Genomic DNA, 16,292 nt, shown 5'->3' with positions numbered 1-16,292 from the left:
TTACTGGTTACCAATTAATTGTGCAACCTAACTTTATTAAACACTCCTGTCGCTGGAATTCACGGATAGCCCGAATGGGTGAATGTCCATTCTCTGCCGCATGATAAAATCACCCACATTACAGGTGACTCATGACCACGATCCGCACCCCCGCAAAAATCATCCCCCGCGCATTTCCCGGCATCCGGCCGAACGAAGTGCAGGAGATCATTGTCAACAGCCATATCAAGACATATCCCCCCGATACCGTCTTATGCAGGGAGGATGCGGTTGAACAGACATTCTACATGGTACTCGAGGGGGAGTTCGAGGTCACAAAAACCATCAACAATACAGACAAGCGTCTACTGAAAACCCTGACTGCCGGGGATTTTTTCGGTGAGATGGCACTTATCCACAACGCACCCAGAGCCGCCACCGTCAAATCAATAACCAACGTCGTCGTGCTGGAATTGGATAAGGAGGGATTCAACCGCGTGCTGAAACACAGTCCCAGCGTGGCCATGGCAATGGTTGGGGAGATCAGCAGCCGGCTGCGGCAGAACGACCAGCTTGCCATCGAAGATCTGCGTTTGCGGGCCGCCGAACTGGCGGATGCCTATCAAAAACTCTCCGAGCAGGAACATGCGCGCAACGAATTCCTTTCCAGCGTCGCACACGAGTTGCGCACTCCATTAATGGCTGCGAGCGGATATTTGCACGCACTCAAAAAAGGGATGCTCAGCGGCGAACAGCTGGACACATCGCTGGACACCATCGCGCGTAACGTGGACCAGATCGTTACGCTCACAAATGACATTCTCTTCCTGCAGGAGATCGATCTGGTCATCCCGGATTTTCAGCCTGTCAATGTTGCCGATATCGTGAACAACGTTGTTAATAAATATGACGGCAAAGCGCGGGCAAGACGGGTTAAGGTGAAAATAAAAGGCGGCCACAATGTCCCCCATGTGCAGGGCGATGAAAAATCCCTTGAACGCGCGGTTATAGCGCTGGTGGACAATGCCATAAAATTCAGTCCGCCGAACGGTGTGGTGGAGATACGAATTTCAGAACAGGATAATCGTGTGAGCATCGCCGTCGAAGATCACGGCATCGGCATTGATCCGCAGATTCGTCCGCATATCTTTGACAGGTTTTTCCATCTGGATAAAAGCGACGATGAACTTTACAGCGGATTGGGCATCGGACTTTCCATCACGCGCCAGGTCATCCAACAGCATCGCGGCACGCTGGATGTTGAAAGCGTACCCGGCCAGGGAAGCACATTTACCATTTCCCTGCTGAAGTGGAAATAAATCCAGCGGACAAAAATAGCTCTCAAGTCGCTTTTTGGAGGTGCCTATGCAGTCTCGGAAAATAAATATTACATTCGGTCTCGCTGGTATTCTCATCCTACTGCTGGCATGTAATTTTGGTGCCGCATCCGAAGAAACCTCACCCGCCTCCAGCGGGGAGGACTTAACGACTGCCGAGCAACCCGGTATTCCAGCCGCGGATGGACCGTGCCATAACGAGTTGTATCCGGTCATACAGAGCGCCTCATGGACGTACTCCAATTCAGGCGGACCCTTCGGTGCATTTACCTACACGGATACCATCACCCAGATCCGCGCAGACGGATTCACCCTGACCTCCCAATTCCCCGACCTCGTCCGCACACAGGAATGGGCGTGCGAATCCGAAGGTTTGAAAGCCCTGCAGTTCGGCGGCGGTCCGACGGCAAATATCTCCACACAGGGCGTGAACGCCGATTTCAAAACGCTGGAGGTCAACGGCATCAGCCTGCCAAGGACGATCACCCCCGCGATGCAGTGGCAATACACCCTCAAGATGGAGGGGGTTGCCGCCATGCCTGGCAACCAGAACGCCCTATCGGAAGGAACGTTTTCGTCTGCCATGCAGGAGCTTGGCAGGGAAACCATCAGCGTGCCGGCAGGCACATTCGAGGCGATCAAGTTTCACTTTAACAACACAGTGAAGATCACGACGGATTTTCAGGGCCTTCAAGTCCCCATCGAGTTCAGTGGGAACGGTTTCGTCTGGTATGTGCCCGGCATCGGCCACGTCAAATCCATCGAAAACAGCAGCTTCGGGGATGAACCATCTACATACACCACCGAGCTGCAATCCTACAACATTCCATAAAATCTACTCCGCGAAGACGACTTTCAATTCCCCATTCTCATAATAAGACCGCGCTGAAAAGGGTGGATCGCCGCTCTTCATCTGATGAATCCGCTCCAGCAGGATCGGCAGATCCTCCACCACAGGAAGATGAAGCGCCGCCTCTTTCCTGACCCATTCAACTGCTCCTTCTTTGGAAGCCTTGACCTCCCCCCGTACATTCTCCCCACACACCACGAACAGACAGATTCCCACCTCCCCCGCATCCACGACCAGCGTGCCGCACAACCACAGGTCCGCCGCCACACCCGCCTCCTCCAGCAGCTCGCGCCGCGCCGCGGACAGGATATCCTCGCCGCACTCCACATGGCCGCCCAGTCCGTTGTATTTGCCGGCCCACAGCCGCTTCGTTGGCGCACCTTTGATGAGCAAGTATTCGTCCCCGCGGCGGGCAAAGATCGCCGTACGCGGAATAAGCATGTATCGGTCGTTGGTGACACCCTGGTCGGATTGAGGCATGGGATTGTTCCTCTGGTCATGCTATAATTTTTTCATCCGATTTTAACCCATGTCCGTCCATAGGCAGTTATATGGCAGGTGACCATCTCAGCCCCAGCGCCGTGTTCGCGATCCCCTTCGGGGACGATATCCCACTCGCGGAGTTTATCCTGAGCGAAGCCGAAGGGCTCGGGGACGGTAACGCACACCGTAAGGCGGTTGAGAATCATTTAGCTTGTCAAATTAAAGGAAGTAATGATGAACTACAAGATACAAATCACCTCAGGTTTTGTTATCACTGCTTTGGCGATGATTTCTTGCGGGATATTCGCCCCCCCGGCAACAACCCAGATGCCAATACCAACAGCGCCTTCAACCGAAGCGGGTACGGCCCCCGAAACTGTAACTCCAGAGCCATCCGCCACCCCCACGCTAACTTTGCTAGACCTGGAAATTGCCGAATGGTTTGAACACGCCATTCCCAACCTCGTTGACCCTTCAATTACAGATACGAACATCCAGGTTCTCGTACACAACCCCAATGACTTCCCTGTTTATGTGAATACCCGCGAAATGGAGTTCCGCTTGCTGAACGCGGCCGGGGAAGTTGTGTACACTGTTGGTTCCTCGTATTTCTCCCTTTGGGAAGGTTCATGGATGCTGGCTGGCGATTCGACCGGGTTCAAAATCTGCGCATGCTTTCAAACCAGCGGTTTGGAAACACAGGAGTGGGAATCCATTGAACTGTTTGCGCCTTTGGAACCCGCCACGGATGTCGTTTACACCACAGATATAGAAGTGACACTGGGCGAGCCATTTGACATCGCAGAAGCCCATCTTGGTGGCAGCGGCACGGGTATCCCAATCACCATGACGAATATCAGCGATCAGCCTTTAAAGAGCATTCCAATGCGCATAATCGCGCGCGATGCAAGCGGCAGATACATTGGCATGGCCGCCTTCGGGAATTCCGTGGTGAGCTTTACTGAAGATATCAGCATCCAACCTGGCGATTCCCTTTATGGCTCAAACGTTTCTGAAATTGATTACTTCGATGGACCCCTCACCTATGAAGCCGTCGCAATTGGAATCATCGCCCAGGCGGCCGCGGCGCAAGAATCTGTTTTGCCTTCAGGAACACCGCTCACTGAATGGGAAGGTATCCCGATCATGCCGGGCGTCATTAGCGGTGAAGCCACAGATGACGTTTATCAATTCACAATCCGCGCCACAGTTGATGAGATCACGAGTTACTACGAAACGGAACTCACCAACCTCGGCCATGAACTTCAGACGACTGAAGAAGGTACCGGATACTCGAGCTTGTACTTTTCTAACGGCTCGACGACTATCGTGCTTTTTATCGCACCGCTTGGCGATCTCACTGGGGTTGCCATCACCATAAGCAAGTGATGCCAGTTAACAAATAGATCAGTAATTCGTGAAGCAGTCGATTGGCAGAAGGAATAAACCCTGAAAGACTCACCAACTTCTCTTTCCTCGTTGTAGTGTTTTTGGTTGCCTGCAGCTCGCCCCTCGCTGTGCCGACTGAAACCGCAAGCGAAAAACGCCGCCCACCGATTACTGAAGTGTCAAGGGCTGAGCGTCCTCAATTTGAAAATTGATTCCCCAATGAAAAAAGCCCTCCGAAGTCTGCGAGACTTCGGAGGGCTTGGCTTTACTACGCCACCTTGATCTTCTTATCCAGATACACATCCTGAATGGTGTTCAGGATCTTCACACCCTCCTTCATTGGGCGTTGGAAGGCTTTGCGCCCGGAGATCAGCCCCTGCCCGCCGGCGCGCTTGTTGATGACGGCGGTCGCTGCGGCTTCGGCAAAATCGTTCTCACCCGAAGCGCCGCCGCTGTTGATCAGTCCCACACGCCCCATGTAACAGTTCGCCACCTGATAGCGGCACAGGTCGATCGGATGGTCGCTGGCGAGTTCGCTGTACATGCGTTTGTCCAGTTTGCCATAGGAACTGTCACCGGTGTTCAGGGCGAGGAAGCCGCCGTTGTTCTCGGGCAGTTTCTGTTTGATGATATCCGCCTGCATGGTCACACCGAGATGGTTTGCCTGCCCGGTCAAGTCCGCGGAGACGTGAAAATCCTTGTCCTTTTTGAAGGCGGGATTGCGCAGGTAGCACCACAGGATGGTTGCCATGCCGAGTTCGTGGGCGTTGGCGAAGGCTTCCGCGATCTCGATGATCTCACGATGCGAATCGTCCGAGCCGAAGTAGATCGTCGCACCGACCGCCGCCGCACCCATGTCGTATGCCTGCTCCACCGTGCCGAACAGGATCTGCTCGAAACTGTTGGGATAGGTCAACAGTTCGTTGTGATTGATCTTCACGATGAATGGGATTTTGTGCGCGTACTTGCGGGACATCAGCCCCAGCACGCCAAACGTGGATGCAACGGCATTGCACCCGCCCTCGATGGCAAGTTTGACGATGTTCTCCGGGTCGAAGTAATCGGGATTCTTGGCGAAACTCGCGCCGCCGGAATGCTCGATGCCCTGGTCCACGGGCAGGATGGACAGGTAGCCCGTCCCGGCGAGGCGGCCGTGGTTATACATCCATGCGAGGTTGTTCAGCACGCGGGGGTTTCTGTCAGACTGGAGGAAGATACGATCCATAAAGTCGGGACCGGGCAGATGGAGGCGTTCCCTGGGGATCTTGGGCGAGTCGAAACCAAGCAGGGATTCCGCTTTGGCTCCCAGCAGGGCTTGTATATCGGTTTTCATGGTTTTGCTCCTGATTAGAATAAGCAGGCGACCGCCGCCCTGGAAGCGGCCATCACCTTTGTGATGAAGGTTGAAACAAGGGATTTGTTTCGCTTGATTATAACCAGAAACTACGGCTATAATGGAGCGCAAGACTTATTTCCCCGAAAACCGTATATCATGCAGGAGGCTCCCATGAGTGATTTCTTTGAAAAAGTAAGCAGTCAGATAGATCCGTTCAAAAAACTGGTTTCGTACATCCCCGGTTTCAGCGGCTATGTGGAACGACAGAATCGCCGCGATGCAGACAAGCTCCTGCGCGAAACCGTGGCGCGCCGCTTTGAGGAACACTGGACCCGCACATCGAACTTGCAGGTCGAACTCGTCAACAACGGCATGATCAAATATGTGGACGACATGGAAAAAGCCGCGCTTGCCCTGCGCACCTTCATAGACAAGATCAGCACCGCCGCGCGCGGATACTCCGGGTTGTTCGACGCGGTAAAGATCAACGAGAAGGAACTGGAGGCGATCTATCAATTCGATGCCGCCTTCTTTGATCTCGGTGGCCAGGTCGGCAGCGCGCTGAACAACCTGGAAGCCAGCCTTGGCGATGAAGAGGCTTTGCCTGCCGCCATCCGCAACCTGACCACGCTCGCCCGCCTTGCTGTTGAAACCCTCGAGCGCCGCTCTGAGGTGGTCACCGGCAGCGGACAATAATTTCAATCATGCAGGGGCGCAGTCTGCTGCACCCCTGCAATAATGAATCCCATGTGGAACGAATATATCAACGCAACATCCACCGATGAAGTTATAAAAATCCTGGCAGATAAGCAGGAGCGTGCCCGCGTTGTCGCCGGCGGCACAGACCTTATCCTCGAACTCGAGCGCGGCATCCGCAAGGACGTGGACACGCTCATTGACGTTACACGCATCCCCACCCTGAAACAGATCTCCATGGACGAAGATGATGTCATTCATCTTGGCGCGCTCGTCACACATAACGATTGTGTCGCGTCAAAACTCATCCACGCGAAGGCCTATCCTCTGGCGCGCGCGGCGTGGGAAGTGGGAGCGCCGCAGATCCGCAACCGCGGCACCATTGCCGGCAATCTCATCACCGCCTCGCCCGCCAATGACACCATCACCCCGCTGATGGCGCTGGGGGCCAGCCTCACCTTGATTTCCACCCGCGGCGAACGGACCATTCCATTAATGGAATTTTATACAGGCGTCCGCAAGACCGTAATGAAACCCGATGAAATGCTGGCGGATATCTCCTTCCCTGCGATGACCAAAACCCAGCGCGGGGCATTCATCAAACTGGCACTGCGGCGCGCCCAGGCCATTTCCCTCGTGAACGTGGCGATCATCCTCGACCTCAAAGCGGATACCGTCAAATCGGCATCCATTACGCTGGGAGCAGTGACTCCCATCATCGCCCACGCGGAAAAGGCGGAGAAATTCCTCGTCAACAAAAAACTGACGGATAAGAACATCGCACAAGCCGCGGAACTTGCCGTGGAATCCGCCACCCCGATTGACGATGTACGCGGCTCTGCAAGGTACCGCCGTGAGATGGTGCGCGTCACCACCAAACGCGGGTTGACCACCATACGGGACGGGAATGAACAAGCTGGCATGCCAAAGAATCCTATTCTGCTGGTCGGTGAAAAGAGCGTGGATGACGGACAATGGCACAAGGGTACATTTCCCAAATCCCCGATCGGAACGACCATTAATGGAAAAAAATATTCCTTCCCAAGCGGACACAACAAAACATTACTGCGCCTGCTCCGCGAAGAAGGGATGTTAACGGGTACAAAGGAAGGTTGTGCCGAAGGTGAATGCGGCGCATGTACCGTCTTTCTCGATGGACAGGCGGTCATGTCCTGCCTTGTGCCGGCGCCGCGTGCGCATGGTGCACAGATCGTCACTGTGGAGGGTCTCGCGGACGGCGGCCAGCTCCATCCCGTGCAGGAAGCCTTCATCGAACACGGCGCAGTCCAGTGCGGATATTGCACGCCCGGCTTCATCATGTCCGGGGCGAAACTGCTGGAAGAAAAAAACAACCCGACCAAAAACGAGATCGAGCAGGCTATCACCGGCAACCTGTGCCGCTGCACCGGATATTACAAGATCGTGCAGGCCATTGAAGATGCCGCAAAATTAAAATCCTGAGGTACTCATGGGTAAATATCAAAGTTCAGTACATAAACGTATCAAGCCAAAGCCGCAGGGGCCTCACTTCATCTGGCGCGGCATTGGCTGCCTGATGCTGTTGATCGTTCCGATCATTTCCATCGCCGCCGGCATCGAAACCATACGCTATGGGCTTGAGAATGACTGGACGATCCCCTATCAATTATTGGGCCGGCCGCGCCTGCCCGACCTCTTCTACAAATCAACCGGCTTGATGACGATTTTCAGTCCCATCCTGGGCATTCAGCATTTCTATGCATATGCTGTCACAAGCATCGGGTACATGGTCCTGATCGGCGGTATTACCTCGGTCGCCTATGCGGCTGCGTATCGCATGGTCGGTCCGCCGCGCTATGGACCGCTGGACATGCCGCCTCCAAATATCAAGACCAAAAAATATACGCGCTAGGAAACCATGTCTGACCATTCTGTTGGAAAATCATACACCCGCATTGACGCGCGGGGCAAGGCAACCGGCGAAACACTTTACTCCGGCGACCTTGCCATGCCCGGCATGCTGCACATGAAAATCCTCTTTGCCGGGCGCCCGCATGCGCGCGTGAAAGACATCCGCACTGAAAAAGCCCTATCGGCAGCGGGCGTCGTGGCGGTCTACACCGCCAAGGATGTACCGGTCAACGAATACGGCTTGCAGATTCCCGATCAACCCGTCCTGTGCGGGCCCGGCTCCAGCAAGCCCTACACCGACATCGTCCGTTTCGTGGGAGATCAAATTGCAGTTGTCGTGGCAGAGACCGAGGTCCAGGCGGATGCGGCCGTGAAATTGATCGAAGTGGTTTACGAAGACCTCCCGCCTCTCCTGGACCCAAGGGCTGCGATGCGTCCCAATGCGCCACTACTGCACCCGGACCGGGGCGACTCGAACGTTTGCGTCCACTATAAGATCCGCAAGGGAAATGTGGACGAAGCCTTCGTCAAAGCGGACGTGATCGTGGAAGGCGAGTATCACACCCCGGTTCAGGAACATGCCTATCTCCAGCCCGAAGCAGGCCTGGCATATATTGACGGGCAGGGGCTCGTCACTGTCGAATGCGCCGGGCAGTGGACTCATGCAGACCGTGAAACCATCTCGCATGCATTGGGCCTTCCCAGCGAAAAGGTCCGTGTGATTTACCCCGCCATTGGCGGCGCATTCGGCGGACGGGAGGATATGTCCGTCCAGATCGTGCTGGCCCTGGCGGCCATGAAATTAAAAAGACCGATTAAGATCATCTGGTCACGCCGCGAATCGATCATCGGTCACGGCAAACGCCATGAGGCTTTCCTAAAAGCCAAATGGGGCGCAACCAGCGACGGAAAACTCGTCGCCGCAGAATCAGAATTGATCGGCGATGGCGGCGCGTACATGTACACGACCAATAAAGTGTTGGGCAACGCTGCTGTCACATCCACCGGGCCCTATTTCATCCCAAACGTAAAAGTGGACGTGTATGGTGTCTACACCAATAACCTGCCCGGCGCAGCCTTCCGCGGATTTGGCGCACCGCAAGCCCTGTTCATGGCCGAGTCACAGATGAACAAACTTGCCGAAAAGCTTGGCATGGACCCGGTCGAGTTCCGCCTGATCAATGCCCTGCGCGAAGGCGACAGCATGGGTGTCGGCACACCTGCGCCCAACCCGATCAGCATTGTGGAGTGTATTGAAGCCGCGCGGAACAAGTTCGAATGGAAGAAAAAACCTAAAACGAAAAAGACAGAGCCGCATATCGTCCGTGGCCGCGGCTTCGCGGCCGGTTTCAAGAACGTCGGCTTCTCGTTCGGCTATCAAGAAAACTGCTGGGCAAAGGTGGAAATTCACGGCAACGGCAAAATGGAACGCGTTGTCGTGCATCACGCCGGGGCTGAAGTCGGACAGGGCACACACACGGTCATGGTCCAAATGGCGGCGCAGGTATTGGGAGTTTCCGAATCCAGAGTGGAATTGCGGACTTCAGATTCCTCCACCCAGGGCAATCCCGGCTCCGCTTCCGCATCACGCCTGACCTTTATGGCCGGCAACTCGATCAAGGGAGCGGCGGAGGCGGCGCTGGAAAAATGGAAGGCCGAGGAACGCCCCGCCATTGCTGAGTTTAAATATCTTGCACCGCGTACGACACCCATGGATAAAGAGACCGGCTACTCCATGCCGAACTTCCAATATGCCTACGTTGCCCAGGCTGCCGAAGTGGAGGTGGATACTGAAACCGGACACGTGCGCGTGCTTCGCATCACCTCCGCCGATGACGTCGGCAAGGCGATCAACCCCGATCTGGTGGTCGGTCAAATTGAAGGTGCGGTCGTGCAGGCCCACGGGTATGCCGTCCTTGAGGATTACAAAACAAAAGACGGCAGGGTGCTGACCGACCAGCTCAGCACCTATCTGATTCCCACCATTTGGGATATCCCCGAAAAGGTGGAATCCGTTTTGGTGGAGGTGCCGGATCCAAACGGGCCCTGGGGAGCGCGCGGCATCGGAGAATTGCCCTACCTGCCCGTGGCACCCGTCATTGCGGCAGCCATCCATGACGCCACCGGCGTATGGATCAACGAGTTCCCATTCACACCGGAGCGCGTGCTGCGGGCTCTTGGAAAAATAGAATAATACCAGCAGGGACATGACGGATCGTGTCCCTGCGAACCATATGTCCTTCCCTTATCTGGATGAAACCAAAGAGTTGAATGAAACAGTCCGCAAAGAACTTGGCGGTTCGTTCATCACGCTTGCCGACGGTGTCACCCATTATGAACTCGGCGGAGCAAAGAACGGGATTCCCGTTGTGCTTGTACATGGATTTTCCGTACCATTCTTCATCTACGACCCGACCTTTGAGTTTTTGTCCAATGCAGGCTTTCGCGTCTTAAGATATGACCTCATCGGGCGCGGATATTCCGACAGACCCCGCCTCCGCTATGATATCCACCTGTTTGTGAAACAACTCAAGGATCTGTTGGACGCGCTTGAAATCCAAAAAGTGGATCTGGTTGGACTCTCCATGGGCGGGCCGGTCACTGCCGCCTTCATCGAAAAGTATCCGCGCTACATCCGCAAACACGTGCTGATCGACCCATCGGGCGCGAAAGCCATCGGGCTGACAAAACTGCTCAAAGCGGCCAAATTGCCGATTCTTGGCGAACTGCTCATCGGTCTGTTTGGAAGCGAAAATATGGTCAAAAGCATCGCCTCCGATTTTTTCGATCCCAAGCTTGTGGAAATTTTCCAGGTGAAATACAAAGCCCAGATGAAGTATAAGGGATTCAAACGCGCCATATTATCCACGCTGCGTAATGGAATGCTGGAATCGTTCCTTGGAATGTACGAAAAAGTCGGCAGGTTGAAAAAACCAACCCTGCTCTTTTGGGGCGAGAACGATGCCACCACGCCGTTTGCAGACCACCCGCTCATTTTGCAGGCTCTGCCTCATGCGGAATTCCATCCAATACAAAACTGCTCGCACATTCCGCATTATGAAAAGGCCGGGATCGTGAACCCGATCCTGCTGGAGTTCCTATCAAGATGAACACCCAGGCCATACAGCTGCTTTACAAATATAATTCATGGGCGAATGCCCGCATCCTGGACGCGGCTTCCATGGTGACCGAGGAGCAATTCCTCGCTGCGGCTTCCCATCCGCATGGCGGACTGAGGAGCACGCTCACACACATCCTCTTCGCCGAATGGATCTGGCGAAAACGCTGGCTGGACGAATCGCCCGGCGCGAGGTTCACGCCGGAAGACTTTCCCAACATTGCATCTCTGCGGGCACGCTGGCTGCAAGAGGAGGTGGAGTTGATGAGATTTACAGGCTCGCGCACGGATGAACAATTACAGCGGCCATTCCAATACACATCCACAGAGGGCGTGATGTATGAAAACATCCTTTGGGAGGCGATGGCGCATGTTGTGAACCATGGCACACAGCATCGCAGTGAAGCCGCCGCCATGCTCACGGAGTTTGGTCACTCGCCCGGCGACATCGATTTGATCCTGTTCCTGCGCAAAAAATTATGATGTATAAAAATCTGAAGCCCTTTATCCGCCAACACAGACACAGCCTCGCTGTATTTATTCTGCTGAACACCGCCTGCCTGGTCTGCATCCTGCTGGTTGCAGCCCGGGTGGCCTACACGGAATCATCACGGCACACCGGCCTGATCTGGAACCTCTTCCTCGCCTGGATCCCGTTCATGCTGGCATATTTCGCGCACGCAATTTCATGGAAACGCATCTGGTTGTACCTGATCATCCCGTTCGTCGCGTTCATCTGGCTGATCTTCTTCCCCAATGCGCCCTATATGCTCACGGACCTGCAAGACCTTACACGCGGCTCAGGCGGAGCGCCTCTCTGGTATGATGTGATCATCGTTGTTTGGTGCTCATGGACAGGTACATTGCTCGGCGTGATCTCCCTCTATCTCATGCAGGATATTGTCGTACGGATGTTCGGGCGCGCGCTGGGCTGGGTCTTCGTCTTCGTCATTGCCGGTTTGAGCAGTTTTGGAATCTACATCGGGCGCTTCATGCGCCTGAATTCCTGGGATATCCTGCAAAATCCGGCGGAGACGGCAGTGGATATCCTCGGTCTCGTCATCGACCCAAGCATGCGTCTCGCCGCATTTACCCTGCTCTATACATTCTTCTTCCTGTTCATTTTCATCCTCCTGTATTCGTTCAGCCACATGTTGAGCGAACAGACCGAGAGAGCCGGGCGGGTCGAAGTAACACAACCATCCGATAGCAGCCGATCATAGAACCCCGCCAGCCTTACCCTGGAGACATTACCATGAAAATACCTTATCAACAAATACCACAAAAGCAATTGCCCAGAATGCCGCGGGAAGATCTATGATCCCTTTGATCATCATCCGCGGCGGCGGCGACCTTGCAAGCGGGATTGCGCTGCGTTTGTATCACGTCGGTTTTCAAGTCGCCATCCTCGAGCTGGATAAACCCCGCGCCGTCCGCAGGACTGTGTCTTTCTGTGAGGCGGTGTATGATGGCGCACAATCGGTCGAGGGCGTCACGGCACGCCTCGTTTCGGGCGATCAATTTCAGGTCGTGCTGGAGGCGGGTGAAATTCCCATCTTGATCGATCCAGATGCAAACGCGCTCCGCAACCAGTTCATCACCAGTCCCCGCTCCACGTTCGTTGTGGATGCGAGGCTGCTGAAAGAGGAACCTGAACTGTTGGCCGCGGATATCCCGCTTCACATCGGACTTGGTCCTGGCTTCCGCGCAGGAGAGAATTGCCACGCTGTGATAGAAACCCGCCGCAGTCATACCCTCGGCAGGGTCTTGTGGAGTGGCGAGACTCAACCCGACAGCGGCGTGCCCGAAGGCGACCCGCGCCGTGTGCTCCGCGCACCATCCGCTGGAAATGTGCAGGCACTCAAACAGATCGGCGATCACTGTGACGAAGGGGAAAATATTGCGATTGTGAAAGACAAGCCGCTGGTCAGTCCGTTTGAAGGTGTCCTGCGGGGGATCATCCACCCGAGCGTGGAAGTGACCGAGGGCATGAAGATCGGAGACGTGGATTCGCGCAACGACCCCGGCGTCTGCTCCCTGGTTTCAGACAAGGCGCTCGCAGTCGGCGGCGGCGTACTAGAAGCAGTACTCATCACGTTAAAGGGGATGGAATAACACATTTACCATGCCGAGGGACAACCCTGTAGTCTGGGCCTCTGAATCGGGCGACTTGCGAAAAACAGAGCGCAGGTCCGCCGAATTGTCCATATCACTGCCCCCTCATGAACAGACCGTCTACCTGCATCGTGACTCAAAGGGGCGCGGTGGAAAATCTGTTACCCTAGTAAAGAAACTTGTTTTGTCCGAAGAAGAAATGAAAGAGCTGGCGAAGAGACTCAAGCGGATCTGCGGAACCGGCGGGACAGTAAAAGACGGTGTCATTGAAATCCAGGGGGAACAGCGCGAGAAAATCGCCGAGACATTGAAAAGGCTGGGGTACAACGTGAAAATCGCCGGGGGATAATGTTCCCCGTGCAGACAACAAGCGTCGAGGACTGATTTAAATAGTTAACAAAAACGGATTCGCGATTGAAATTCCAACATAAACGTTGTATAGTTTGATAGATATAGTTTTGAAAGGAGTAAACATGGCTACGCTATATGGGATCACAGGCAGATCGGCTCGACAAATCAAGGACGCGGATCAAAAACGCGGTAACAAAGATAAAGTCAAGGAATTCGCCTCGAACATGACATCCCACATTCCGACCGAGGTAGTGGCGGTTTTTGCGCTTGGACTTGCTGGCGCACCGGATTACACAGGCTACTGGATGATCTTTTGCTGGGCTGGGGCGGTGGCGCTGCGCTGGTGGGCTACAGATGGAGATGGGAAAATAGGAAATATAATTTTGGCCGGCCTCGCCTTTCCCATCTGGGCATTTGCGCTGGGCGGGGACCTGCTGGGATGGAAACCCGATCCCCAGATCACAAACTTGTCTGTGCTTGGATTTTCAATCATCGGCGGCCTTCTATACAACAACAAATAGCCTTGTAAATATAAGGAAATTTACATTCACTTTTTTGGGGGGATGGGTTAATCTTGAAAAAGATCCGCCAAAAGAAGGGCAATGGGGGATGAGCTTTGCGCTCCTTTGGTTCCCTATGGTACTTTTGTAAAATTGATTTAAACCAGGCTGTCTGCTAGACTATTGCCATTCAAAGGAGAGCACCATGAATCGAAAATTATTTGTTGTATGTCTCTTGCCCATTTTAATAATGTCCGCCTGCAACCTCCCGAATGGCTCACAGGGACAAAGCGAAGGCCTGGTCTTCACACTCGCCGCACAAACAATCACTGCCGCCGCCCTGACGGGGGAGACCCCGACAACGACGGAGGAAACCCCCGCGCCGGCCTTAACCGCTACAAATACACCGCCCGGAGCAGCGACCGCTGCAAGCACAGCTGTGCCCTGCAATCTGGCCTCCTTCGTCTCGGATGTAACAATTCCAGATAACGCCAGCGTAACGGTCAACACGGCCTTTACAAAAACCTGGAGACTCAGAAATGCCGGCTCCTGCACCTGGACTTCAGGCTATCAGCTCGTCTTCGACTCTGGCGACCAAATGGGAGGTCCCGCCTCGCAACAACTGACAGCTGGCACTGTCGCACCGGGCCAGACGATTGATGTATCCGTGAACCTGACGGCCCCAGGCGCACCCGGCACTTACAAGGGCAACTGGAGATTGCGTGAACCGGGCGGCGCAGTATTTGGTCTCTCCACCGGACCGTTCTGGGTTCAGATCAAAGCCGCAGCCGTTGCCGCAAATACACCCGTCCCAAGCTGGCCCGTTTTCAAACAGGGGGACCAGGGCAATGAAGTGTACGCCATTCAATATCTGCTCAGAGCCAACGGACACAACCTGGCTCCGGATGGCATCTTCGGTCCACAGACCAAATCAAGGGTTGAGAACTTCCAGACCCAAAAGGGACTTGCAAAAGATGGCATCGTTGGGCCTGATACCTGGAGCGCTCTGATCATACAAGTCTCACAAGGCAGTAATGGGGATGCGGTCCGCGCTGTGCAAAAACTGCTCAGGGACAAATACGGCTATGCTGTCGAGGTGGATGGGGGTTTTGGACCCATTACGGCCAACGCCGTAAAAGCCTTCCAAACCGCCAAAGGTCTCGCCTCTGATGGAATTGTGGGACCCAACACCTGGAAAAGCCTGATCTCAAACTAGGGCGGCCGGCATTCAAAAGGATGAAACCACCTTCGGCGGTTTCATCCTTTTTGTTTCAACATTTCCCTGTCAAATATTGCAGGGCTGGCATACTGCCTTTCCCGAAGCAGCGTGCGCACACGATTAATATCGCTCAAGATCATTTGGATGTCCTCATATTCTCGATCACAGAGCAAAACTCCCAAATTCGCGCGCAACCCAAGTCCATGGTCATTCTGGTCGAAAAATTTTTTCATCGTATTCCGCACGCGGGCTGCAATCCGAAGCGGCGCTTCAGGGCTGGGAATGTTCTCGATCAGCGTAAGAAAAAATCCATCCTCCGCCGACCAGGCCATGGTATCGGTGGGCCGAAGCGCCATGCGGAATTGATCTGCCAGTTTGCGAAGAAAATGGTTGAACTCGTCTGAATGAATCTGCTTTTTGAGTTCCGCCAGTTGAGTCACATCCGCGAGCATAACCCCAAAACGGCGGAGTGAACTTTGTTTGATACGCTCGAGGGAAAATGCCAGCCGTACTGTAAAAAAACCGAATGCATACAAACCGGTCAGCGGGTCATGCGCTGGTTCATTCAATGCGCCCTGTGTGGCTTGCAGGCGTTGGACCAGACTGCTAAGCTGGTTGAGATCCACAGGTTTGAGCAAAAGCAGGTCCGGTTCCACAGGCAGGCTGTCTGCAAAGGGCGCATAAGCGGTAATGACCACCACCGGGACCTTCTCGAACTTATCATCCTCGCGCATCCGTTTCAGAATTTGCACCCCAGACACGTTCGGCAGCTGCAAATCGAGCAGGACGATATTGGGCAGCAGGGTTTCGAGACGTTCCATGGCTTCCCTGCCGTCCATCACGATCTCGGTCTGATACCCGGCCACATCCAGCACGTGACGGAACAAGGCGCCGACATCGCGGTCATCTTCAATGATCAATGCAACCGGCTTATCCATACACAATGCCCTTCGGCCTCCATAAACGGTTCTCGCATTCCATACCGTATCAATTATAAGGTTCTTTACAAAAAATCCAAAGACCTTTTCA

Annotated in this window: 18 protein-coding genes; 14 read left to right on the top strand and 4 right to left on the bottom strand. The window is 54.4% G+C overall.

What is annotated here, in order from left to right; translation table 11 throughout:
* The first annotated feature begins 131 nt into the window (after positions 1-131).
* Together QY332_09565 and QY332_09560 are read left to right on the top strand one after the other, a co-directional pair.
* A complete protein-coding gene (locus QY332_09565) occupies positions 132-1,298 on the top strand; it encodes an ATP-binding protein (GenBank protein ID WKZ38178.1) in 1,167 nt (388 codons plus the stop codon).
* 46 nt (positions 1,299-1,344) lie between these two features.
* Complete coding sequence (locus QY332_09560) at positions 1,345-2,148, top strand: hypothetical protein (protein WKZ38177.1); 804 nt, start codon at positions 1,345-1,347, stop codon at positions 2,146-2,148.
* A 3-nt stretch (positions 2,149-2,151) separates the two neighbouring features.
* Here the strand turns inward: QY332_09560 and QY332_09555 are convergent, their stop codons facing one another.
* Both QY332_09555 and QY332_09550 read right to left on the bottom strand, forming a co-directional pair.
* Positions 2,152-2,646: an NUDIX domain-containing protein gene (locus QY332_09555; protein WKZ38176.1), complete on the bottom strand. Its 495-nt coding sequence runs from the start codon at positions 2,644-2,646 to the stop codon at positions 2,152-2,154.
* 32 nt (positions 2,647-2,678) lie between these two features.
* A complete protein-coding gene (locus tag QY332_09550) occupies positions 2,679-2,855 on the bottom strand; it encodes a hypothetical protein (GenBank protein WKZ38175.1) in 177 nt (58 codons plus the stop codon).
* Positions 2,856-2,880: 25 nt separating this feature from the next.
* Here QY332_09550 and QY332_09545 point away from each other — a divergent pair, with 25 nt between their 5' ends.
* On the top strand, positions 2,881-4,038 hold the full coding sequence (locus QY332_09545) for a hypothetical protein (GenBank protein ID WKZ38174.1): 1,158 nt from the start codon (positions 2,881-2,883) through the stop codon (positions 4,036-4,038).
* Between the two features lie 268 nt (positions 4,039-4,306).
* Here QY332_09545 and QY332_09540 read toward each other — a convergent pair whose 3' ends face one another.
* Positions 4,307-5,371, bottom strand: a complete 1,065-nt coding sequence (locus QY332_09540; GenBank protein WKZ38173.1) for a class I fructose-bisphosphate aldolase — start codon at positions 5,369-5,371, stop codon at positions 4,307-4,309.
* 174 nt (positions 5,372-5,545) lie between these two features.
* On the opposite strand from QY332_09540, the gene QY332_09535 reads away from it, so the two are divergent.
* The 11 genes from QY332_09535 to QY332_09485 all read left to right on the top strand — a co-directional run bounded on the left by QY332_09535 (position 5,546) and on the right by QY332_09485 (position 15,260).
* A complete protein-coding gene (locus QY332_09535; GenBank protein WKZ38172.1) occupies positions 5,546-6,070 on the top strand; it encodes a hypothetical protein in 525 nt (174 codons plus the stop codon).
* A 51-nt stretch (positions 6,071-6,121) separates the two neighbouring features.
* Positions 6,122-7,531, top strand: a complete 1,410-nt coding sequence (locus QY332_09530; protein ID WKZ38171.1) for an FAD binding domain-containing protein — start codon at positions 6,122-6,124, stop codon at positions 7,529-7,531.
* A gap of 7 nt (positions 7,532-7,538) precedes the next feature.
* The gene (locus QY332_09525; protein ID WKZ38170.1) at positions 7,539-7,961 is read left to right on the top strand and encodes a hypothetical protein; all 423 of its coding nucleotides are present in this window, start codon (positions 7,539-7,541) and stop codon (positions 7,959-7,961) included.
* A 6-nt stretch (positions 7,962-7,967) separates the two neighbouring features.
* A complete protein-coding gene (locus QY332_09520; protein WKZ38169.1) occupies positions 7,968-10,154 on the top strand; it encodes a xanthine dehydrogenase family protein molybdopterin-binding subunit in 2,187 nt (728 codons plus the stop codon).
* A 13-nt stretch (positions 10,155-10,167) separates the two neighbouring features.
* On the top strand, positions 10,168-11,070 hold the full coding sequence (locus QY332_09515; GenBank protein WKZ38168.1) for an alpha/beta hydrolase: 903 nt from the start codon (positions 10,168-10,170) through the stop codon (positions 11,068-11,070).
* Positions 11,067-11,561 (top strand): DinB family protein, encoded by a 495-nt coding sequence (locus QY332_09510; GenBank protein WKZ38167.1) that lies wholly within the window; start codon positions 11,067-11,069, stop codon positions 11,559-11,561. Before QY332_09515 ends, QY332_09510 begins: the two co-directional genes overlap by 4 nt.
* Positions 11,558-12,301, top strand: a complete 744-nt coding sequence (locus QY332_09505) for a DUF1361 domain-containing protein (GenBank protein ID WKZ38166.1) — start codon at positions 11,558-11,560, stop codon at positions 12,299-12,301. Before QY332_09510 ends, QY332_09505 begins: the two co-directional genes overlap by 4 nt.
* 94 nt (positions 12,302-12,395) lie before the next feature.
* On the top strand, positions 12,396-13,193 hold the full coding sequence (gene yqeB, locus QY332_09500) for a selenium-dependent molybdenum cofactor biosynthesis protein YqeB (GenBank protein WKZ38165.1): 798 nt from the start codon (positions 12,396-12,398) through the stop codon (positions 13,191-13,193).
* A 10-nt stretch (positions 13,194-13,203) separates the two neighbouring features.
* Positions 13,204-13,542, top strand: coding sequence for a hypothetical protein (locus QY332_09495; protein WKZ38164.1), 339 nt, complete (start codon positions 13,204-13,206; stop codon positions 13,540-13,542).
* A gap of 124 nt (positions 13,543-13,666) precedes the next feature.
* Positions 13,667-14,065 carry a hypothetical protein gene (locus QY332_09490; GenBank protein ID WKZ38163.1) on the top strand — a complete coding sequence of 133 codons (399 nt, stop codon included), beginning with the start codon at positions 13,667-13,669 and terminating at the stop codon, positions 14,063-14,065.
* A 184-nt stretch (positions 14,066-14,249) separates the two neighbouring features.
* Positions 14,250-15,260 (top strand): peptidoglycan-binding protein, encoded by a 1,011-nt coding sequence (locus tag QY332_09485; protein WKZ38162.1) that lies wholly within the window; start codon positions 14,250-14,252, stop codon positions 15,258-15,260.
* 41 nt (positions 15,261-15,301) lie between these two features.
* On the opposite strand, the gene QY332_09480 is transcribed toward QY332_09485, so the two are convergent.
* Positions 15,302-16,201 carry a response regulator gene (locus tag QY332_09480; GenBank protein ID WKZ38161.1) on the bottom strand — a complete coding sequence of 300 codons (900 nt, stop codon included), beginning with the start codon at positions 16,199-16,201 and terminating at the stop codon, positions 15,302-15,304.
* Positions 16,202-16,292: the final 91 nt, after the last annotated feature.

The organism is Anaerolineales bacterium (assembly GCA_030583885.1).
Classification (GTDB): domain Bacteria; phylum Chloroflexota; class Anaerolineae; order Anaerolineales; family Villigracilaceae; genus Villigracilis.
This window is presented reverse-complemented; position numbering and strand designations above follow the sequence as displayed.

Bases quoted from the DNA above. Each gene is read 5' to 3' on its own strand.
- QY332_09565 (WKZ38178.1), top strand. From the start codon at position 132: ATGACCACGATCCGCACCCCCGCAAAAATCATCCCCCGCGCATTTCCC.
- QY332_09560 (WKZ38177.1), top strand. From the start codon at position 1,345: ATGCAGTCTCGGAAAATAAATATTACATTCGGTCTCGCTGGTATTCTC.
- QY332_09555 (WKZ38176.1), bottom strand. From the start codon at position 2,646: ATGCCTCAATCCGACCAGGGTGTCACCAACGACCGATACATGCTTATT.
- QY332_09550 (WKZ38175.1), bottom strand. From the start codon at position 2,855: ATGATTCTCAACCGCCTTACGGTGTGCGTTACCGTCCCCGAGCCCTTC.
- QY332_09545 (WKZ38174.1), top strand. From the start codon at position 2,881: ATGATGAACTACAAGATACAAATCACCTCAGGTTTTGTTATCACTGCT.
- QY332_09540 (WKZ38173.1), bottom strand. From the start codon at position 5,371: ATGAAAACCGATATACAAGCCCTGCTGGGAGCCAAAGCGGAATCCCTG.
- QY332_09535 (WKZ38172.1), top strand. From the start codon at position 5,546: ATGAGTGATTTCTTTGAAAAAGTAAGCAGTCAGATAGATCCGTTCAAA.
- QY332_09530 (WKZ38171.1), top strand. From the start codon at position 6,122: ATGTGGAACGAATATATCAACGCAACATCCACCGATGAAGTTATAAAA.
- QY332_09525 (WKZ38170.1), top strand. From the start codon at position 7,539: ATGGGTAAATATCAAAGTTCAGTACATAAACGTATCAAGCCAAAGCCG.
- QY332_09520 (WKZ38169.1), top strand. From the start codon at position 7,968: ATGTCTGACCATTCTGTTGGAAAATCATACACCCGCATTGACGCGCGG.
- QY332_09515 (WKZ38168.1), top strand. From the start codon at position 10,168: ATGACGGATCGTGTCCCTGCGAACCATATGTCCTTCCCTTATCTGGAT.
- QY332_09510 (WKZ38167.1), top strand. From the start codon at position 11,067: ATGAACACCCAGGCCATACAGCTGCTTTACAAATATAATTCATGGGCG.
- QY332_09505 (WKZ38166.1), top strand. From the start codon at position 11,558: ATGATGTATAAAAATCTGAAGCCCTTTATCCGCCAACACAGACACAGC.
- yqeB (WKZ38165.1), top strand. From the start codon at position 12,396: ATGATCCCTTTGATCATCATCCGCGGCGGCGGCGACCTTGCAAGCGGG.
- QY332_09495 (WKZ38164.1), top strand. From the start codon at position 13,204: ATGCCGAGGGACAACCCTGTAGTCTGGGCCTCTGAATCGGGCGACTTG.
- QY332_09490 (WKZ38163.1), top strand. From the start codon at position 13,667: ATGGCTACGCTATATGGGATCACAGGCAGATCGGCTCGACAAATCAAG.
- QY332_09485 (WKZ38162.1), top strand. From the start codon at position 14,250: ATGAATCGAAAATTATTTGTTGTATGTCTCTTGCCCATTTTAATAATG.
- QY332_09480 (WKZ38161.1), bottom strand. From the start codon at position 16,201: ATGGATAAGCCGGTTGCATTGATCATTGAAGATGACCGCGATGTCGGC.